20 protein-coding genes are annotated in these 20,123 nt (G+C 60.1%); 13 read left to right on the top strand and 7 right to left on the bottom strand.

Features of this window, described 5'->3' with window-relative positions:
- Positions 1 to 64: 64 nt before the first annotated feature.
- From ACP7B0_RS05230 to ACP7B0_RS05220, 3 genes are all read left to right on the top strand, one after another.
- Positions 65 to 1,012: a LysR family transcriptional regulator gene (locus tag ACP7B0_RS05230; protein WP_426139899.1), complete on the top strand. Its 948-nt coding sequence runs from the start codon at positions 65 to 67 to the stop codon at positions 1,010 to 1,012.
- Positions 1,013 to 1,151: 139 nt separating this feature from the next.
- On the top strand, positions 1,152 to 1,856 hold the full coding sequence (locus ACP7B0_RS05225; RefSeq protein ID WP_426139897.1) for an HAD-IA family hydrolase: 705 nt from the start codon (positions 1,152 to 1,154) through the stop codon (positions 1,854 to 1,856).
- Positions 1,857 to 1,927: 71 nt separating this feature from the next.
- Positions 1,928 to 3,211, top strand: a complete 1,284-nt coding sequence (locus ACP7B0_RS05220; protein WP_426139896.1) for an NAD(P)/FAD-dependent oxidoreductase — start codon at positions 1,928 to 1,930, stop codon at positions 3,209 to 3,211.
- Positions 3,212 to 3,252: 41 nt separating this feature from the next.
- On the opposite strand, the gene ACP7B0_RS05215 is transcribed toward ACP7B0_RS05220, so the two are convergent.
- The 6 genes from ACP7B0_RS05215 to ACP7B0_RS05190 all read right to left on the bottom strand — a co-directional run bounded on the left by ACP7B0_RS05215 (position 3,253) and on the right by ACP7B0_RS05190 (position 9,167).
- Positions 3,253 to 3,744, bottom strand: coding sequence for an Lrp/AsnC family transcriptional regulator (locus ACP7B0_RS05215; protein WP_426139895.1), 492 nt, complete (start codon positions 3,742 to 3,744; stop codon positions 3,253 to 3,255).
- Positions 3,745 to 3,781: 37 nt separating this feature from the next.
- Positions 3,782 to 4,468: a hypothetical protein gene (locus tag ACP7B0_RS05210; protein WP_426139894.1), complete on the bottom strand. Its 687-nt coding sequence runs from the start codon at positions 4,466 to 4,468 to the stop codon at positions 3,782 to 3,784.
- A 97-nt stretch (positions 4,469 to 4,565) separates the two neighbouring features.
- Positions 4,566 to 5,654, bottom strand: a complete 1,089-nt coding sequence (locus tag ACP7B0_RS05205) for an ABC transporter ATP-binding protein (RefSeq protein WP_426139893.1) — start codon at positions 5,652 to 5,654, stop codon at positions 4,566 to 4,568.
- A gap of 138 nt (positions 5,655 to 5,792) precedes the next feature.
- Positions 5,793 to 7,253 (bottom strand): NAD-dependent succinate-semialdehyde dehydrogenase, encoded by a 1,461-nt coding sequence (locus ACP7B0_RS05200; protein WP_426139892.1) that lies wholly within the window; start codon positions 7,251 to 7,253, stop codon positions 5,793 to 5,795.
- Positions 7,254 to 7,445: 192 nt separating this feature from the next.
- On the bottom strand, positions 7,446 to 8,240 hold the full coding sequence (locus ACP7B0_RS05195) for an ABC transporter permease (protein WP_426139891.1): 795 nt from the start codon (positions 8,238 to 8,240) through the stop codon (positions 7,446 to 7,448).
- Positions 8,241 to 9,167, bottom strand: coding sequence for an ABC transporter permease (locus tag ACP7B0_RS05190; protein ID WP_426139890.1), 927 nt, complete (start codon positions 9,165 to 9,167; stop codon positions 8,241 to 8,243).
- Between the two features lie 755 nt (positions 9,168 to 9,922).
- Between ACP7B0_RS05190 and ACP7B0_RS05185 the strand changes: the two genes are divergently transcribed.
- Together ACP7B0_RS05185 and ACP7B0_RS05180 are read left to right on the top strand one after the other, a co-directional pair.
- A complete protein-coding gene (locus ACP7B0_RS05185; RefSeq protein WP_426139889.1) occupies positions 9,923 to 10,417 on the top strand; it encodes a GAF domain-containing protein in 495 nt (164 codons plus the stop codon).
- Between the two features lie 73 nt (positions 10,418 to 10,490).
- On the top strand, positions 10,491 to 11,180 hold the full coding sequence (locus ACP7B0_RS05180) for a dihydrofolate reductase family protein (protein ID WP_426139888.1): 690 nt from the start codon (positions 10,491 to 10,493) through the stop codon (positions 11,178 to 11,180).
- Between the two features lie 266 nt (positions 11,181 to 11,446).
- On the opposite strand, the gene pobA is transcribed toward ACP7B0_RS05180, so the two are convergent.
- Positions 11,447 to 12,631, bottom strand: coding sequence for a 4-hydroxybenzoate 3-monooxygenase (pobA, locus tag ACP7B0_RS05175; RefSeq protein WP_426139887.1), 1,185 nt, complete (start codon positions 12,629 to 12,631; stop codon positions 11,447 to 11,449).
- Between the two features lie 126 nt (positions 12,632 to 12,757).
- On the opposite strand from pobA, the gene ACP7B0_RS05170 reads away from it, so the two are divergent.
- From ACP7B0_RS05170 to pcaC, 8 genes are all read left to right on the top strand, one after another.
- Positions 12,758 to 13,630, top strand: a complete 873-nt coding sequence (locus ACP7B0_RS05170) for a helix-turn-helix domain-containing protein (protein ID WP_426139886.1) — start codon at positions 12,758 to 12,760, stop codon at positions 13,628 to 13,630.
- Between the two features lie 33 nt (positions 13,631 to 13,663).
- Entirely contained in the window at positions 13,664 to 14,587 is a 924-nt protein-coding gene (gene pcaQ / locus ACP7B0_RS05165; protein WP_426139885.1) for a pca operon transcription factor PcaQ, read from the top strand.
- A 133-nt stretch (positions 14,588 to 14,720) separates the two neighbouring features.
- A complete protein-coding gene (pcaH, locus tag ACP7B0_RS05160; RefSeq protein ID WP_426139884.1) occupies positions 14,721 to 15,437 on the top strand; it encodes a protocatechuate 3,4-dioxygenase subunit beta in 717 nt (238 codons plus the stop codon).
- A 12-nt stretch (positions 15,438 to 15,449) separates the two neighbouring features.
- Positions 15,450 to 16,052, top strand: a complete 603-nt coding sequence (gene pcaG / locus ACP7B0_RS05155; protein ID WP_426139883.1) for a protocatechuate 3,4-dioxygenase subunit alpha — start codon at positions 15,450 to 15,452, stop codon at positions 16,050 to 16,052.
- Positions 16,053 to 16,136: 84 nt separating this feature from the next.
- Entirely contained in the window at positions 16,137 to 17,486 is a 1,350-nt protein-coding gene (locus ACP7B0_RS05150) for an MFS transporter (RefSeq protein WP_426139882.1), read from the top strand.
- 17 nt (positions 17,487 to 17,503) lie between these two features.
- Positions 17,504 to 18,856, top strand: a complete 1,353-nt coding sequence (locus tag ACP7B0_RS05145) for a 3-carboxy-cis,cis-muconate cycloisomerase (protein WP_426139880.1) — start codon at positions 17,504 to 17,506, stop codon at positions 18,854 to 18,856.
- A 59-nt stretch (positions 18,857 to 18,915) separates the two neighbouring features.
- Positions 18,916 to 19,704 carry a 3-oxoadipate enol-lactonase gene (pcaD, locus tag ACP7B0_RS05140; RefSeq protein WP_426139878.1) on the top strand — a complete coding sequence of 263 codons (789 nt, stop codon included), beginning with the start codon at positions 18,916 to 18,918 and terminating at the stop codon, positions 19,702 to 19,704.
- Between the two features lie 14 nt (positions 19,705 to 19,718).
- A complete protein-coding gene (pcaC, locus tag ACP7B0_RS05135) occupies positions 19,719 to 20,117 on the top strand; it encodes a 4-carboxymuconolactone decarboxylase (protein WP_426139877.1) in 399 nt (132 codons plus the stop codon).
- Positions 20,118 to 20,123 lie beyond the last annotated feature (6 nt).

The raw sequence follows: 20,123 nt of genomic DNA, 5'->3' as shown, positions 1-20,123 counted from the left end.
GAATAAGCCCGGGTTTTCCCTTTCGGCAATTTACTAATAGTTGTGTCAGGCATAAACTCAGGTCATGTCTAATCTGCGCCGAAAGCTTCCCAGTTCCAGCTCACTGTTCGTCTTCGAAGCGGCCGCTCGGTGTGGCAGCTTTACCCGGGCGGCGGATGAACTGTGCGTCAGTCAGCCAGCGGTCAGTCGAATGCTGTCGCGCCTGGAAGAGCACCTTGGTGTCCAGCTGTTCGAGCGGGTGCGCGGCGGTGCGCGGTTAACCGAAAGCGGCAGCATCCTGTATCGCCGGGTGCAGGAAGGCTTCAGCACCATCGAGTCGGCGATCAGCGAAATCGAGTCCCGGGCCACGGGTCTTGAAACCGTCACGCTGTCGGTTTCCACCGCCTTTACCACCCACTGGCTGATGCCCCGCATGAGCCGTTTCAACGAGCGATTTCCCACCGTAGACATGCGCTATCAATTGATGTCCGGGCGCATTGGCGGGCCGCTGGTGGATGTCGATCTGGGCATGCGCTATCTGGACGCGGGTAGCGTCAAAGCCACGGACAGGCTGCTTGTCCCGGAAATCACCCTACCGGTATGCAACGCTTCGTACCTCAAGAATGTGGTTCTTGCGGGCCATAAAAAACACTCGCCAACCCTGATCAGCATGGACAACCAGGACCGCAGTTGGGCCCGGGCGTTTGCACCCGGCGGCCGTCACGACAACGCCCTGGTTTTTTCCGATTACGCCGTGGTGGTGCAAGCGGCGTTGCTGGGGCAGGGCGTTGCGCTGGGCTGGCTGAATGTGGTCTCTCACTGCCTGGCCAAGGGCGAGCTGTTACCGGCTGCCGATCAACTGCGAGTGGCCCCGCGACGTTGTTGTCTGGTCTCGCCCGCCAACCGTCCGGTGCGTCCGGTGGTGGAAAATATCCGCGACTGGATCGCCGAGGAAATGCGCGATGACCTCGTCCGGGTCGACGCCCTTTATCCGCATCTCGGGCTGGCGGAAAAGGTCAATTCCGCCGATTGAACGCGGGTGTGCCGCGCAATGTAAAAAAACAGTAGGTTATGCCCTGAGGTCAGGCCAAAACAGAATATTCCATGAGAGGGCGGGTCGATAATCGGTCTGCGACAGCTTCATTCTCATGACCTATCCCGCGGAGTGCCTTATGTCTTTCAAGCAGTTCAAAGCCCTGACGTTCGACGTCGTCGGTACTCTTATCGATTTCGAAGCCGGAATCCTGGCCCATGTGCGTGAAGTGGCAGGCGATGCGGGCAAGGCGTGCAGCGATGACGACATCCTCAAGGCCTATCGCGAAGCCCGGGCCAACCCTGATTCGGGCTGGTGGCCGGACGATCTGGAACGTTGCTACCACCTGATGGCTGCCAGGCTCGGCCTGCCGGATAACGACGAGTACGCCAAGGGGTTGAGCCTTGCGGTGAAGCATTTCCCGGCGTTCCCGGACTCGGTGCAGGCCCTCAAGCGCCTGCACAAGCACTTCAAGCTGGTAGCGACTACCAACTCGCGGATCTGGGCGCTGGACTACATGGCCATGACCCTGGATGAACCCTTCGATGTGCGCATCACGGTTGACGATGTCCGTTTCGAAAAACCCGACCCGCAATTCTTCGCCTATACCCGCGGTGTGCTGGCCACCCAGGGCATCCTGTTCGAAAACATCCTTCACGTTGCCCAGAGCCAGTACCACGATATCGGCGTAGCCATGCGTCTGGGCTATCAAACCTGCTGGATCGAACGTCGCTTCGCCCAGAAAGGCTCTGGCGGGACGCTGGAGTCCGAGCACACCAGGCCGCATTACCACTTCACGTCCCTGGCGCAATTGGCCGATGCGGTGGAGCAAGAATTGGGGTGATGCTTCTCGTGCCCTGAAGGCACGCGCCTGCTCTTGTGATGATTGATGTGATGGTTGATGCGAGGCCCGCTATGACCCCTGACAGCTTGTGGGCCGCTACCGCCCAAAACGCACCCGCTTTGCAGCCTTTGGAAGGTGATCGGCGTTGTGATGTGGTGATCATCGGTGCCGGATATACCGGCTTGAGCGCCGCTCACCATATTGCACTCAGCGGGCGTGAACCGGTGATCGTCGAGGCCAACTCCCTGGCCTGGGGCGCCAGCGGGCGCAACGGTGGCGTGGTGTCGCCGAAGTTCCGGGTGGGTTTCCCGGCCCTGATGCAGCGCTTTGGTCGCGACACGGCATTGCACCTGTATCACACCGGGTATGACGCCGTGGACAGCCTGGTGGAAATGGTCGAAAGCCTCAGGCTGAGTCACGCGCAGCTGCACATGGGCGGGCATATTGCTGCCGCGCACAATACCCACGCACTGGCGGGTCTTGAGTCCACCGCACACTGGATCAAGCGCGAAACCGGCGGTGCTTCCTCGGTGATGATCAGCGCTGAACTCGTCCGGGAAATGACCGGCTCGGCTGTCTTTTGCGGTGGTCTGCTCACGCCGAAGGCAGGTGGCATCCATCCGTTGAATTACGCGCGGGGGATCGCCCGCAGCCTGCATGGTCGTGGGGTCAAGCTCTACATCAACAGCCCGGCCCAACAGGTACGCAAGGACGGTGAACACGTCGTCGTGCACACCCCCCAAGGCCGGGTTATCGCCCGGCAGGTCATTTACGCCACCAATGGTTATTCGGATCAGACCAGGGTCACCGAGACCCTGCATCGCAGGTTGATTCCCTTTCGCAGCGCCATTATCGCCACTGAACCGCTGCCCGTGCCCATCCTCGCGGGCATCATGCCCGGCGGGCAGGTGTGCGGCGATACCAGGCGCATGCTGCGCTGGTTTCGGGTCGTGGGTGACCGCCTGATCTTCGGCGGGCGCGGTGCTTTCGGCAAAGGCGACTCCGAAAGTGCCTTCAATGATTTACAGCGCAGCATGGGCATGGTGTTCCCGGCCTTGCGCGAGCAAAAAATTGCCTATCGCTGGTCGGGTCTGGTGGCCATGACTCTGGATTATCTGCCCCATGCGGGTCAGCTCGACGCGCGCAGTTTCTACGCCATCGGGTACAACGGCGGAGGCGTGGCAATGTCGACCTGGATGGGCAAGCAACTGGCGGCCATGACCGCTGGCGAAAAAGTCGAGCTGGGTTTGCTGGCCGGTGATCACTTCAATCCCATCCCACTGCACGCCATGCGTGCGCCAGGCGTTCGTCTGGCCGCAGGCTGGCAGCAATTTCTGGACATCATCGGCCGCTGAGGCACTTCCTCATGCTGTAGGAGTGCCCGGTATGGCGGGGGTCATACGGCCCTGACCAGGCTCCTCAACGGAACGGTGCTTTTCACCACCGGCGACTTGATGACGATGTAGCTGAAATACTTTTCGATGCCGATGTTCCTGTCCAGGATCGACTCCATCAGTTCCTGATAATGCTGAATGCTGCTGCACAGAAAACGCACCAGATAGTCATAGCCGCCGCTGATCAAGTGGCATTCCAGCACTTCGTCGATGTTGCGGATGCTCGACTCGAACTTCACGAAGTCAGAGCGCTTGTGATCGCTGAGGGTGACTTCGGTAAAAACCGTCACCGAGTTGGCGAATTTGGCCAGGTTGACGTGGGCTTCATAGCCGCTGATGTAGCCGGCGGACTCGAGACGTTTGACGCGTTGCAGGCAAGGGCTGGGGGAAAGACCCACGGCTTCGGCGAGGCTGACGTTGGTCATGCGCCCGTCTTTTTGCAGTTGGACCAGGATATTGATGTCGATACGATCAAGCTTGGTTGCAGCATCCATCGTTCAATCCTCGCAATTTTTCAATCCAGGGGTGTCGTCAGGCGTGCAGTGCTTTCTGATGCGCATGGACCAGATCTGCGAGGCTCGCGTATTCACAGCGTTTGCCGTCCAGCGCCTTGGGAGAGTTGTTCCAGGGCTGGCCATGATCCCGGCGTAGGGTGCACACCGGAAAATCCACGCGGTCATTCCATGGGTCATCTGTTTCGGTACTGCGCACCGGTAACATCTCGGTGCGTTCAAGCCCCAGCCTGTGCAGCGCTGTTTCCAGGCTGGTGTGCCAGTCATGGGTCTGTGGCTCGATCACCGCATCGAAGTCCACGGGCAAACGACGCAGCAGTGAGCCCACATCAATGCCGTGGGGTGGGGCGATGAGTATCAACCGGTAAAACTTGCTCAAGTACTGCAATGCCCCGGGCGCGTCTTCGAAAATCGGCCACTGGGCTGATGAGCTACTAAATGCAACACTTTCATCCCAGTCCGGGATGACATGCAATTGATGCGCCAGACGCTGGTACACATGACCGTGAAAAGCGGTGGGGCTGATGTCCGAACCGCTGGCGGCCAGCTCGTGGGCCATGTGTCGATAAGCCATCAGCAACTGGGCGTCAGTGGTGGGTGTCGCGCTTTGCACTGCCAGGGGTCGCAGGCCTTCGAGGATGCCCCGTTCCCGATCAATCAGGGTGCCGATGGAAAAGCCCAGGGCTTTGTAATGGATGACTTTCATGGTGAGCTCCTGAGTGATTCGGTCCTTGATATCCAGAGCGCCCGAGGCTGCCTGACGACAGGTCGGGCGAAGTGCCGAGGCAACCGGCCAGGCGGCACTAAACGGTTGCCCTGGGCACCACAATCGTATCTTCCGGGTGCAGACGCATGGACATCAGCGCGCCAATCGGCGGCAGATTGAGGTTGCCTTCGTGGTGGCTGGGCTGGCGCAGGCTGACGGTGGGGCCGCCTTCCAGGTCGACGAAAACCTTGAGGCTTTCACCTTGAAACACGATGTCCGAAACCGTTCCGCGCAGGCGGTTCCACTCTGGCCCGGCGCTGTCGCTGTCCAGTAGCAGCTTTTCCGATTGCAGGGCCAGAAACAGGTCGCCGGACGCCGGTATCGGGCGTGTCGTGCGCAGCGCCGTGCCGCCCAGGGTCAGGCCGCTGTCGGCAGTGCGTTGCAAGGGCACAAGGGTGCTTTCGCCGATGAAGCTGGCGACGAAGTCATCGCCGGGATGATCGTGCAAGCGTCGCGGGGTATCGACCTGCACCAACTGCCCGCCGCGCATGATCGCCACGCGGTCACTCATGGTCAGGGCTTCGCGCTGATCGTGGGTCACGTAGATCATGGTTGCGCCCAGGCGCTTGTGCAGGGCGCGCAGTTCGATCTGCATGGTTTCGCGCAGCTGTTTGTCCAGCGCTGAAAGAGGCTCATCCATCAGGATCAATTTCGGTTCAAAGACGATGGCTCGTGCCAGGGCCACGCGCTGGCGTTGCCCACCCGACAGCGCCGCAATGGAGCGCTGTTCATAGCCCGAGAGTTCCACCGTGGCCAGTGCCTGCTTGACCCGGTCGCGGCTTGTGGCCGCATTTTCCCCCCGCGCCCGCAATGGGAAGGCCACGTTTTCGCCGACGGTCATGTGCGGGAACAGCGCGTAATTCTGGAACACCACGCCAATTTCCCGCTTGTGCGGTGGCATCAGGGTAACGTCACGGTCACCGAAGAGGATGCTTCCGGAACTGACCCGGATGAAGCCGCCCAGAATGCTCAGCAGTGTGGTCTTGCCCGAACCCGACGGACCCAGCAGCGACATGAACTCCCCGGCCTCGACTTTGAGGCTGACATTGTTCAAGGCCTTGAGGCTGCCGTAGTCCTTGCAGACCTGATTGACGCTGACCGATTCAAAACCTTCAGTGAACTTCATGAAGCATTCTCCTTGGCTGGGCACCGAAGTTGTCGGCGTATCTGTTTGCCATGTGAACACAGCCGCAGGGTGTGTTCATGCCGTTCTGAGGTGTCGGGCAGGTACGATCTGCTGCCCGGCAAGGTTTCAATCCGCGCGTCAGCCAAGGCCGCCGATGTGCCAGGCCTTCACCTCCAGAAATTCATCCAGGCCGTACTTGGAACCTTCGCGGCCCGTGCCGGATTGCTTCATGCCGCCAAATGGCGCGATTTCCATGGAAATGATGCCGGTGTTAAGGCCCACCATGCCGAACTCCAGACGCTCGCCCACCCGGAATGCACGGCGGATGTCCTGAGTGAAGTAATAAGCGCCCAGGCCATAGGGCGTGGCGTTGGCCAGGGCCAGGGCGTCGGCTTCGTCGGTGAAACGGAACAGCGGCGCCACCGGGCCGAAGGTTTCTTCACTGGCCAGCAACATGTCCGGGGTCGCGTCCAGCAGCACGGTCGGCTGCACGTACAACCCGTTTCCTTCAGGCATGCCGCCGATGGCGATGCGTGCGCCTTTTTCCAGGGCGTCGCCGATGTGGAGGCCGACCTTGTCCACGGCGGCGGCATTGATCAACGGGCCGATAGTCACGCCTTCGGACAAACCATCACCGACTTTCAACTGTGCGACGGCCTGACTCAGGCGCTCGGCGAAGCGGTCGTAGATACCCGTCTGGACCAGAATGCGGTTGGCGCAGACGCAGGTCTGCCCGGCATTGCGAAACTTGCTGATCATGACGCCGGCAATGGCCAGGTCCAGATCAGCATCGTCAAACACGATAAACGGGGCATTGCCGCCCAGTTCCAGGCTCAAGCGCTTGATGGTGCTGGCGCACTGGCTCATCAGCAATTGGCCAACCCGGGTGGAGCCGGTGAACGACAGCTTGCGCACCGCCGGATTGCGGGTCATTTCGCTGCCGACGCCTGCTGGCATGCCGGTCAGCACGTTGAATACACCGGCTGGAATGCCGGCACGTTCAGCCAGCACCGCCAGGGCCAGGGCGGATAAAGGTGTCATTTCAGACGGCTTGACCAGCACCGTGCATCCTGCCGCCAGCGCCGGGGCGCATTTGCGGGTGATCATGGCGTTGGGGAAGTTCCACGGCGTAATCGCCGCCACCACACCCACGGGCTGCTTGAGCACGATGATGCGACGGTCGACGGTGGGGGCTGGAATCGTGTCGCCGTAAACGCGTCGGGCTTCTTCGGCGAACCATTTGACGAAGCTGGCGCCGTAGCCGATCTCGCCACGGGATTCGCTCAACGGCTTGCCTTGTTCGGCCGTCATGATCAGGGCCAGGTCTTCCTGGTTCTCCAGGATCAGTCCATACCAGGCTTCCAGATAGCGGGCCCGCTCGGCCGCCGGGACTTCACGCCAGCTGGCAAACCGGCTCTCGGCGGCCTTGATGGCCCGTCGGGTTTCCGCCGCCTGCAAGGCCGGGACACGGGCGATTTCAGTGCCATTGGCGGGATTGGTCACGGCGAGGGTGGCGCCATCGTCGGCGTCGATCCAGAGGCCGTTTACATAGGCACGCTCGACGAGCAGGGAAGGGTCACGCAGGGTGCTTTTCAACATGGTCAGAATGCCTTGTAGGTCCGAACGATGAACCCATTGTAAAAACGTCCCGCCAGCGCCCGATGCCGAGATGGACGTCGGAACGAAGTGCAAATGCTGAATTCACTTTCCTGACGGCAGAATTGGCCGGAGGGGCTTTACGCTTGCGGGCGCGTGCCTGTCGGCGATTTCGCTTGCGCCAGCGGGCGGGGTTTACGATTTGCTTCTGCCCGCAATCACCACCAACAGCAGCGACGCCAGAATCAGCAGCGAGCTGATGGCCGCAATCGTCGGGTCGATTTCATCGCGCAAAGCCGTGAACATGCGTTTGGTCAGGGTCTGATTGTCACCCCCGGAAATGAACAGCGCCACCACGGTTTCGTCCAGTGAGGTGATGAAGGCGAAGAGCGTCGCGGACACCAGACTGGGTTTGATTTGCGGCAGGGTCACGGCCATGAATGCACGGAAGCGGTTCATGCCCAGGCTGCGGGCGACCATCTCCTGAGACATGTCGAAGTTACGCAGCCCGGCCAGCAAGGCGATGATCACGTAGGGCAGGGCAAGCATGATGTGCGCCAGCACCAGCCCGGTCAGCGTGTTGATCAGCCCGATCCGCGCATACACAAAAAACACCCCGGCGGCGATCAGGATGATCGGCACCATCATCGGCAACAGCAGGATGATTTGCAGGGTACGAATCACCCGCAGGCTGGAACTGTTGATGGCATAAGCCGCCGCCATGCCCACGGGCAGGCTGACGACCATGGTGGCCGTGGCAGTGATCAGACTGACCTTGGCGGCAGACATCCATTCGACGCTGTTGAAGAAGGCTTCATACCAGCGAAACGACCACTCTTTGGGCGGGAATTGCAGAAAGCGCGCTTCGGAGAAGGACATCGGCACCACGATCAGTACCGGGATGATCAGGTACAGCAGGATCGCCGCCACCAACAGCGTGAACAGCACGTGGGACAGTCGCACATGACGCAGGTTGGCAAGGCGTTTCATTCAGCGTGCTCCCAGAATGCGTTCGATTGGAATGAAGCGGTTGACGGTCCAGAAAATCAGGAACACCACCAACAGCAACACCAGGCCCACTGCACTGGCGGCACCCCAGGCGTGGTAGAGCTCCACGTTGCGCTGCACCAGCATCGACACCAGGATCGTGCGACCGCCGCCCAGCAGTTCAGGGGTGATGAAGAAGCCCAGGCAGATCACGAACACCAGGATGGAACCGGCCATGATGCCGGGTGCGGCCATGGGTAAAAATACCCGGCGGAAGGTGTAGAACGGCTTGGCGCCCAGACTTTCCGAGGCTTGCAGCAAGTCCTGCGGGATTTTCTTCATCACTGAATACAACGGCAGGACCATGAACGGCAGCATCACGTGCAAGGTGCCGATCACCGTGCCGGTGGTGTTGTGCATCAGGTTCAGCGGCTGGTCGATGATGCCCATGTCCATCAGCGTCTGGTTGACCAGGCCACGTCGTTGCAGGAGCACCAGCCAGGCATAGGAACGCACCAGCACACTGGTCCAGAACGGGATGATCACGCAGACCAGAATCAGGTTGGCCCAGAAACCGTGCAGCCGGGAAGCGGCGTAGGCGATGGGGAAGCCCAGCACGATCGAAAGAACGGTCACCATGAAGCTGATCTTGAACGTCAGGCTGAAGGTGTCCCAGTAAATCCGTTCCTGAATGATCCGTGCATAGTTGGCCAGCGAGAAGCCTTCCTCGGTCTGCACCGACTGAAACGCCAGCCAGCACAGCGGGAGAATCAGCAACACCGCCACCATGAACAGCGCGGGCGCCAGCAGCAACAACATCGAGGTGTTTTCCTTGCGCTCTTCCCGCGCCAGTGCCCGGGCCGTGGTCGTGGAGGGCGGCTGAGTGTCATCGGAGCCAGCCAGCGATTTAGCGGTATAGGCATCGGACATGTCGGCCTCCATCCTGCAGTGCACAGTGCTTGGGTGGTGTCATGAGGAGGACTCCCTGAGAAGGGGCAGACTCGGAAAGGTGGCGTGGTATCTGAAGGTCACTTTGCTGGACCCTTAACCCGTAATGTACCGACCTGCTGCCAAATGAAGCGGCCCTAAATACCCCGCGGCAAAGCGCTTTATTGCGTAATGAGGCCGGCGTACAGCATGTCCTGCGTTGGGCCGTCTATTCGGGGCGGTAGAGACACCGTGGGACCGGCTTTAGCCGGGAAGAGGCCGGTACATCTGTTGCATTTTCATCGCAAGCAATGCCGTCTTCCCGGATAAATCCGGTTCCACATGCCAGCTATTCACAGCGCGACAGCCCGGCGTCTGGCCGTCAGGACGGAACCTCAAGAAGCAGCACCGCCAATGCCGTTGGTGCCACTCGATCCAAAACATGCCGCTGTTGGCGCGCACTCAAACCACGAAGCCGGACGCCAGCGCATACGGTTTTCGTCTATGTTTGCCAAGGCAAAATGGACCCGGCCGTCAGGACTCAGCACTGCCAATACTGTCGCTGCCGCTGATCAAGAGCGCGGCACCGGTGACACGGCGCCCAATCGATGATCATCGGCAGCATGTCCTGCGTATACCTCCGGGCGGAACAGGAGGGGTCGGTAGTTGAACTGCAAATACGGGCGCTTTAGGATGCCCTGCAGTTGCTTTTTGTTGACCCGGCGTTATCGCGGTTGCTGTCCTCAATCCTATGAGTAATGAATCCAGTGATATCAATCCATTTGACGGATGCAGAAGTGGCCGCGATTGCCGAGGTCGAAGCGACCTCCAATATATTGAAGCTGGTTACCAGGCTCACCTCCCTGCGTTTTGCCGCCATTGCCAAGGTAACGGATCAGCGCTGGATTGCCTGCGCGGTCATGGACGAGATCAATTTCGGCGTAGAACCGGGCAGTGAGCTGGATCTGGAAACCACCATCTGCAATGAGTTGCGTGCCCATCGCACACCCGTGGTGATTTCCTGTGCGAGCAAGGATCCGGTTTATTCCTCACACCCTTTGCCTAAACGCTATCGCTTCGAAAGCTACTTTTCGGTCCCGATCATCCTCGCCGACGGCACTTTTTTCGGCACGCTGTGCGGCATCGATCCACTTCCCGCCAAGCTGGACGACCCGGATTTGCTGCACACCCTGGTCATCTTCGCCAAGCTGATTGCCACCACACTGGACATGCACAACCGGCTGGCTTCTTAAGGGTTCATTCAAGCCGAACTATCTGTATGGCGGCCGGGTCGGTAGTTCATAGACTATTGCCCGGAGTAATGCCATGAAGCCCTACGTCATCTGCCATATGATGTCGTCCATTGACGGACATGCCCTGACCGACGGCTGGGACCGCCCGTTCAAGAAAGCCGCCGACACCCTTTACGAAAAGCTGGCCAAGACCTTCGATTTCGATACCTGGATCTGCGGTCGCGTGACCATGCAGGAAATCGCCCACGGCGACGATTACCCACGCGGCCTGACACGATCACCTATCCCCCGTACCGATTACTTCGCTGACCGTAACGCTGGCAGCTATGCCGTTTCCATCGATCCTCAAGGCAAGGTTGCCTGGCAAAGCAATCAGGCGCTGGGTTCCCATGTGGTGGAGGTGGTGATTGAAACGGTTGCCGACGATTACCTGGCTTACCTGCAAAGCATTCAGGTTTCCTACATCTTTGGCGGCAAGATTGATATCGACCTGGCTCATGTCGTCCAGACACTGTCCCGGGAGTTGGGCTGCAAGCGGCTGATCGTCGAAGGCGGGCCTCACGTCAGTGGCTCGTTCGTCAATGCCGGTCTGGTGGATGAACTCAGTGTGCTGATTCTGCCGCTGATCGATGGGCGTGGGGAGCACCCCGCTTCGTTCGAAGTCAGCGCCGAATCCTGGACGCAGCCTGTCTATTTGCAGCTGGCTTCAGCGCAGGCTCAGGACGGTGGTGGTGTGTGGTTGAAGTACCGCCGTGAGGCCTGACCTTCACTCGCCGACTTTTCGTACAGAGCGTGGCCTCGTACAGGGGGAGGCATCACCCATTCGCAGTAATGCCTTGGATTTCCACCTGATGACGGGTTGTTGATCACATGACCAAAGTTGTCCACGGAAAGTGGGGGTATGTCTGTGGATAAGCATGTGAAAGCCCGGCAGGCCGGGCGTTTCAGGCAATGGTCAGGAAATGAGCAGCTACAAAAAACGATATTTTTGCTTGATTTCAGGTCGCTTTTTGTAGCAGTCGCCTCGTTCTATTCGATCTCCTCGTAGGGCAGGCCGACATAGTTTTCCGCAATCGTCCTGCGACCGGCTTCGGAACTCACGAAGTAGTCTAGCTCGGTTTCCTGAATGCGCTGACTGAACCCATCATTGTCCGGGAAATCGTGCAGCATCGACGTCATCCACCAGGAGAAACGTTCCGCTTTCCAGATGCGTCGCAAGCAGATCTGCGAATAACGCTCCAGCAGGTCGGTGCGGTTTTCCCGGTAGACCTTCAGCAGAATCCGGTACAGCGTACTGACGTCGCTGGCTGCCAGGTTCAGGCCCTTGGCTCCCGTGGGCGGGACGATATGCGCGGCATCGCCCAGCAGGAACAGCCGCCCGTATTGCATGGGCTCGACCACAAAACTGCGCAGTGGCGCGATGCTTTTCTCAATGGATGGCCCGGTGATCAGACGTTCTGCGACGGACACAGGCAAGCGGCGTTTGAGTTCTTCCCAAAACCGATCGTCAGACCAGTCTTCTACCTTTTCCCCGGCATCCACCTGCACGTAATAACGGGTACGCGTGGCCGAGCGCATGCTGCACAGGGCGAAGCCCCGTTCGTGGCGGGCGTAGATCAGTTCATGATCCACCGGAGGGGTGTCTGCCAACACGCCCAACCATCCAAAGGGATAAACCCGCTCGAAGACTTGCAGCGTTTCGGCGGGTATCGACTTCCGGGAAATCCCGTGGAAACCGTCGCAACCGGCAATGTAATCGCAGTCCAGACGCACGCTCTGGCCGTCCTGTTCGAAGGTCAGGTAAGGCGCGTCGGTTTTCATGTCGTGGGGCTGGACGTTGTCCGCATCGTAAAACGTCGTGGCACCGGTTTTGGCCCGAGCCTCCATCAAGTCACGGGTGACTTCGGTCTGGCCATAGACCATCACGGTTTTTCCGCCGCTGAGGTTTTTCAGGTCGATGCGCTCGCAGCGATTGCCGAAGGCCAGCTGGAAACCTTCGTGAATCAGTCCGTTCTGATCCATGCGTTCGCCGACGCCGGCTTCGCGCAGCAGATCAACCATGCCTTGCTCGAGCACACCGGCGCGGATACGGGAAAGGATGTAGTCGGGGTTCTTGCGTTCGACGATGACGTTGTCGATACCGGCACGTTGCAGCAATTGTCCGAGCAGCAGGCCAGACGGCCCGCCGCCAATAATGGCGACCTGGGTTTTCATGGTGAGAGTCCTTGCGAGACGCTGTTGTTTTTGTGTCCTTGTATTTTTGGTGGCAAAAGTCGTTGTTTGAAGACATTATTCGTCACATTTCATGGATTTTTCATGGGTTGCGGCGGGGAAGGGTAGATGAGCAAGTCCTCAGCAAAGGCAGTTCCGGTCTTCAAGTTGTACGGCGAAACCAGCGCCTGGCCCACGCCGGACCTGATCCATTGCGAGTCCATCCCCCAGCGCAGCAAGCTGCATGGCTGGGAAATCCGCTCCCACGCCCACAGCGATCTGGTGCAGCTGCTTTACGTGCAATCCGGGCAGGCCACGCTGCATGTGGAGGACGTGGTCCGAGAGGTCGAATCGGCGGTGCTGCAAGTCATTCCCGCGCTGAGCGTGCATCGTTTCAGTTTTTCCGCGGACATTCAGGGTTACGTGCTCAGCCTGGCTCAACCGTTGGCCGACAGGTTGAATGCCGCGCTGGATGCTCCGGCATTGGTCATGGCGAACTGTCACGCCGTGGAGGACGAGCAGCGGCCGCAACTGGACACGTTGTTTGCCGCGATCATGGATGAATACACCCAGCACAAGCCCGGTCGGGATGCGATGCTGCAAGCGTTGATCACGCTGCTGTCGATCTGGCTGGGCCGCCGAAGCCAGGCGCCCGTGCCACTCGACGTGCGCTCCTGTGAGCGTGGACGTGAGCATGTTCAGGCGTTCACCCGCGCCGTTGGCTTGCACTTTCGCGAACACTGGCCTATTGAGCGGTATGCTGAGCAGCTGAACATCAGTGCGGCGTATCTGAATGCCTTGTGCCGGCGGCTGACCGAGCAATCCGCGCTGCAGCTCATCAATCAACGGCTGTTGCTGGAAGCCAAGCGCGACCTGGTCTACACCACCCTGACCATCAATCAGGTGTCCGACCGTCTTGGGTTTTCGGAGCCTGCGTATTTCTCGCGATTTTTCAAACGTTGCACCGGTCAGTCACCCCGGCAATTTCGCATCCAGCGTTGAGCGGATGTTTTTCTCTCGAAGGCGAACACTGCGTTGAATATCGATACCCGAATCAAGTTTCGCCATCTGGTGTGCTTTCTCGAAGTGGCCCGGCAAGGCAGCCTGGCCCGCGCGGCGGATCAACTGGCGATCAGTCAGCCCGCGTTGTCAAAGAGCCTCAAGGAGCTGGAAACCCTGCTGGCCACGCAGTTGTTCCTGCGCAGCAAGAGCGGCACGGTGTTGACCGAGGCAGGGGTGGCGTTTCTGCGTTTTGCCGGGCCCAGCGTGCAGTCCTTGCGCGAGGGGGTGAACAGCCTGCGTTCCGGCGAGCACGAACCGGTCACCGCGCGCCTGGGTGTGCTGTCGACGGTGGAAAGCCTGCTGGTGCCGGAGGTGGTGCGTCGGTTGCACGAACGGCATCCGGCGTTGATCGTCAGTGTCATGACCGGTCCCAGCGCCTATCTGCTGTCCCAGTTGCGAGTGGGGGAACTGGACCTGGTGGTCGGACGCATGACCGACAGCCCGTTGATTCATGGCCTGACCTTCGAGCACTTGTACAGCGAATCCATGACCCTGGTGGTCCGTCGGGATCATCCGTTGCTGCAAGGCGTGCTCAAGCGCGAGAGGCTGGAAGATTTCCCCATGGTCCTGCCGTTGGCGGGAACCACCATTCGCAAGTTTGCTGACAGCCTGTTCGTGCAATACGGCATCAACCCTCCGCGTCAGCGGCTGGAAACCTTGTCGCTGACCCTGAGTCGGCGCTATGTGCAATGCAGCGATGCGATCTGGATCGCGCCCTTTGACGCCGTTCAGCAAGACCTGGACAGCGGCGAGTTGAGCCTGCTGGAACTGGGCATTCGCGAGCCCGGCGGCTCTGTCGGCATTTGCAGCAATCCCGCGTTGCCGCTGTCGCGGGCGGCCCAGTGGTGCGTGGATGTCCTGCGCGACGTGGGCGGCGCCTACGGACAGCATCCATAACCATTTGGTTATGGATCGCGTTATTTTATTCATTTCAGGTTTGGATCATGGCGGGGCAGACTGCGGCACAGCCTGGTGCATCGTCCCGAGCGGTCGCCATTGAATACTCCTCATAAAAACCAAGGAGATCCGCATGTCTGATACGGACAGCCGCTTCGTCATTCGTGACCGAAACTGGCACCCCAAAGCCCTGACCCCTGATTACAAGACGTCGATCCTGCGCTCCCCGAAGCAAGCGTTGGTGAGCATTCCGCAGTCCGTTTCCGAGGCCACGGGCCCTGACTTCTCCCATTTGAACTTTGGCGAGCATGACAATGATCTGCTGCTGAACTTCAACCGTGGTGGCCTGCCGATTGGCGAACGCATCATCGTTGCCGGTCGGGTCTGTGATCAATACGGCAAACCTGTGCCCCACACGCTGGTGGAAATCTGGCAGGCCAACGCGGGCGGACGTTATCGCCACAAACGCGACACCTACCTGGCGCCTCTGGATCCCAACTTCGGCGGTGTGGGTCGAGCCCTGACCGATCGGGATGGCAACTACAGTTTTCGGACCGTCAAACCCGGTCCCTATCCATGGCGCAATGGCCCCAATGATTGGCGGCCGGCGCATATTCACGTGTCCGTCAGTGGCCCGTCGATTGCGACCCGGTTGATCACCCAGCTGTATTTCGAGGGCGATCCGCTGATCCCGCTGTGCCCCATCGTCAAATCCATCGCCAACCCTGACGCCGTGCAAAGCCTGATCGCCCGACTGGATATGGGCATGGCCAATCCCATGGATTGTCTGGCTTACCGCTTTGACATCGTCCTGCGCGGCCAGCGCAGCACGCACTTCGAAAACCGCTAAGGAGGCACGAGCATGCCCGTTCAACTTTTGCCTGAAACCCCTTCGCAAACCGCAGGCCCTTACGTGCATATCGGCCTGGCGCTGGAAGCGGCCGGTAACCCGCCCCGGGACCTGGAAATCGCCCATGAAATGGCGATGGCCGGTGCGCCGGGCGAACACATTGTCTTGCTGGGCAACGTCTATGACGGCAATGGTCATTTGATTCGCGATGCATTTCTGGAGTTCTGGCAGGCCGATCACGAAGGCGTTTATGACGGCGTCTATGACCCGCAAAAACCGTTCAATGGTTTCGGTCGCACCGCCACCGGTGAAGACGGTCAGTGGCGGGTGAACACCGTCAAGCCTGGCACCGTGCTCAATGCCGCAGGCACGCCCATGGCTGCGCACATCAACGTGTCGTTGTTTGCCCGAGGGATTAACATCCACCTGCATACGCGGCTGTACTTCGATGATGAAGCCCAGGCCAACGCCGTGGACCCGGTATTGAACCTGATCGAACAACCGCCGCGTCGGGAAACCTTGATTGCCCGGCGGTGCAGTTTCGAGGGCAAGCTGGCCTACCGTTTTGATATCCGTGTCCAGGGCGAGGGAGAAACTGTTTTCTTTGATTTTTGATCCGGCTTTAACGTTATAGAACCTGCGTGCGATACAGGGCGTCTGCTGCAGCGGACGACCCCAATAATAAGAAAAGGAATACCCATGACGCTTTCGGCTCGCTTCCCCGAGGCCGGCACGCTCGACGTGCAGGCCTTCATCAATGCCAACCCCTTGTCCCGCTACCAGTGGCGAGTGGTGGCGCTGTGTTTTCTGATTGTTTTTCTGGATGGCCTGGACACCGCCGCCATGGGCTTCATTGCCCCGGCCTTGAGTGTGGACTGGGGAATCGACCGTGCCAGTCTGGGGCCGGTAATGAGTGCCGCGCTGATCGGCATGGTCTTTGGCGCACTGGGTTCGGGTCCGTTGGCTGATCGCTTCGGCCGCAAGGTCGTGCTGGTAGTGGCAGTGTTTGTCTTCGGTGTCTTCAGCCTGTTGTCGGCCTTCAGCAGCAACATTGATCAACTGCTGATCCTGCGTCTTTTGACCGGTGTCGGGCTGGGCGCAGCCATGCCCAACGCCACGACCCTGCTCTCGGAATACACCCCGGAACGTCTCAAATCGCTGCTGGTGACCAGCATGTTCTGCGGCTTTAATCTGGGCATGGCGTGCGGTGGCTTTGTGTCGGCCAAGCTGATCCCGGCGATGGGTTGGCACAGCCTGTTGATGCTGGGCGGGATTCTGCCGTTGCTGCTGGCCGTGGTGCTGGTGTTCTGGTTGCCGGAGTCGGCGCGTTTTCTGGTGGTGCGCAATCGTGGCGTGGAACGCATCCGCAAAGTGCTGGCGCCGATCTCCCCGCTTGAAGTCGCCGGTGCCCGGAACTTCAGTGTTCCCGAACAGAAAACCGTGGGTAGCCGCAATGTGTTGAAAGTGGTGTTTTCCGGTACTTACAGCGCGGGCACCTTGCTGCTGTGGTTGACCTATTTCATGGGGTTGGTGATTGTCTACCTGCTGACCAGTTGGCTACCGACCTTGATGCGCGACAGCGGCGCGAGCATGGAACAGTCCGCTTTCATCGGCGCGCTGTTTCAGTTCGGCGGTGTGTTGAGCGCTGTTGGCGTGGGCTGGGCGATGGACAGGTTCAACCCGCACAAGGTGATTGGCGTCGCTTATTTCCTCGCCGGGATATTCGCGTGGTTGGTGGGTCAGAGTCTGGGGAATGTCGCGGTCCTGGCGACGCTGGTGTTGTTGGCGGGCATGTGCATCAACGGCGCGCAATCCGCGATGCCTTCACTGGCCGCGCGCTTTTATCCCACGCAAGGGCGTGCCACCGGCGTGTCCTGGATGCTGGGCATCGGCCGGTTTGGTGCAATTCTCGGTGCCTGGGCCGGGGCCACGTTGCTGGGTCTGGGCTGGAATTTCGAGCAGGTGCTGACCGCGCTGGTGGTGCCTGCGGCCCTTGCAGCGATTGCGGTTTTGATCAAAGGCTGGGTCAGTCACTCGGACGCCACTTGATATAAGGAACACAGATTGTGAACCAGCTTTTCGACCTGTACTTCACGAAGCCGGCCATGGGCGAGGTCTTCTGCGACCCTGCCCGGGTTCAGGGCATGCTCGACTTCGAGGGCGCACTGGCCCGGGCTGAGGCCAGCGTCGGGCTGATCCCCGCTGAGGTGGTCCCGGACATCGAGGCTGCGTGCCACGCCGGGCTGTTCGACTTCAACGAGCTGGCGATTGCCGTGGGCAATGCGGGCAATTCGGCTATTCCGTTGGTCAAGGCGCTGGGTAAAAAAATTGCGGCGCGCAATCCTGATGCTGAACGCTACGTGCACATGGGGGCCACCAGTCAGGACGTCATGGACACCGGCCTGATCCTGCAAGTGCGGCAAGCGGTCGGTTTGCTGGAAGTGGATCTCGAATGCCTCGCGGACGCCCTGGCGCAACAGGCACAGCGCCATGCAGAAACGCCACTGGCCGGGCGTACCTGGCTTCAACAGGCAACACCCGTGACGCTGGGCATGAAGATCGCCGGTTGGCTGGGTGCCTTGACTCGCCATCGTCAGCGGCTGATGGAACTCAAACCGCGTCTGTTGAGCCTGCAGTTTGGCGGCGCGTCCGGCACACTCGCGGCGTTGGGCGAGCAGGGTTTCGCCGTGGCCGAGGCCCTGGCGCGAGAGCTGAACCTGACCCTTCCCGAGCAACCCTGGCATACGCAGCGGGACCGGCTGGTGGAGTTTGCCAGTCTCCTGGGGTTGATCGCTGGCAGCCTGGGCAAGGTGGGCCGCGACATCAGCCTGCTGATGCAAACCGAAGTGGGCGAACTGTTCGAGCCGGCAGCGGCGGGCAAGGGCGGGTCCTCGACCATGCCTCACAAACGCAATCCAGTAGGCGCAGCGGTCATGATCAGCGCCTCGGTGCGTGCGCCGGGGCTGGTTGCAACGATGTTTGCCGCCATGGCCCAGGAGCATGAACGCAGCCTCGGGCTGTGGCATGCCGAATGGGAAACGCTGCCGCAACTGTGCTGCCTGGTTTCAGGCTCATTGCAGCAGGCGTTGCAGGTCATCCCAGAGCTGGAGGTGGATGCGGCACGGATGCTGGAAAACCTCGATTCCACCAAGGGGCTGGTGCTTGCCGAAGCCGTCAGTATCGCCCTTGCCAAACGCCTGGGGCGCGACGCCGCCCATCACCTGATCGAACAATGCTGCCGCAGCGCGGTGCAGCAGGGCGCTCATTTGCGTGAGGTCCTGGGGCAGCATCCCCAAGTCAGCGCCCAATTGTCAGCTAATGAGCTGGACCAGTTGCTCGACCCTGCCAACTATCTGGGCCAGGCCCGTCTTTGGGTCGCCCGGGCGGTGGCCGAGCATGAGCAGTTTATTGGCCGGTGAGTTGCGTCGGGCAAGTACGGCCGCCGCCACCTTTCAGCTAAACCAGTCAGGAGTCAGTTATGCCTTTCATTCACCTCGCCGACGGCGATCTGCATTACCAGCTGGACGGTCCGCAAGGTGCGCCGGTATTGGTGCTGTCCAACTCACTGGGCACCGATCTGCACATGTGGGACGCGCAAATTCCGGCGTTCATCGGGTATTTTCAGGTCTTGCGTTACGACACCCGTGGCCATGGTCAGTCACTGGTGACGCAAGGCCCTTACTCCATTGAGCAGAACGGTCGCGACGTCGTGGCGATGCTGGATGAGCTGGGCCTGAAACAGGTCTGCTTTTGCGGCTTATCCATGGGCGGCTTGATCGGGCAATGGCTGGCCATTAATGCACCTGAACGATTCACCCGAGTGGTGCTGTGCAACACCGCTGCAAAAATAGGCACCCCGGATGTCTGGAACCCGCGCATTGAAACGGTATTGCGTGACGGACCTGCGGCGATGCAGGCGCTTCGGGAAGCCTCCATTGCGCGCTGGTTCACCCCCGCCTTTGTTCAGGCCCGGCCCCAACAGGTCGAGGCCGTGGTGAGCATGCTTGCGCAGACCTCGCCCCAAGGCTACGCGGCCAATTGCGCCGCCGTGCGGGACGCGGACTTCAGGTCGTTGCTGGGCGCTGTTTCGCTGCCGACTCTGGTGGTATGCGGGGTTCAGGATGCCGTCACGACACCTGCAGACGGGCGCTATCTGGTGGAGCACATTGCCGGTGCTCAATACGCCGAATTCCAGGCGGCTCACCTGTCCAGTGTCGAGGCGGGTGCCGCGTTCAGCGATCGTGTGCTGGCCTTTCTGCAAGCCTGAGAGTGGAGTCGATGATGGACGAGAAACAACGTTACGAAGCGGGCATGCAGGTGCGCCGCGCTGTGTTGGGCGATAGCCATGTCGATAACAGCCTGAAAAAACTCACGCCCTTCAATGAAGAGTTTCAGGAAATGATCACCCGGCATGCCTGGGGCGACATCTGGACCCGTCCAGGCCTGCCGCGTCATACCCGTAGTCTGGTGACCATCGCCATGTTGATTGGCATGAATCGCGAGGGCGAGTTGCGTCTGCACCTGAAGGCTGCGAAAAACAACGGCGTGACCCGGGACGAGATCAAGGAAGTGTTGATGCAGAGTGCGATCTATTGCGGCATTCCCGCTGCCAACGCCACGTTCCATCTGGCCGAAGAGGTCTGGGACGAGCTCGGCGTAGAGTCGCTCGATCCGTTGTAGCGCCCC

The sequence above is a fragment of the Pseudomonas sp. DWP3-1-2 genome (assembly GCF_049896285.1).
GTDB lineage: Bacteria > Pseudomonadota > Gammaproteobacteria > Pseudomonadales > Pseudomonadaceae > Aquipseudomonas.
Note: the sequence above shows the minus strand (reverse complement) of the source record. Positions and strands in the feature narration are given on the sequence as shown.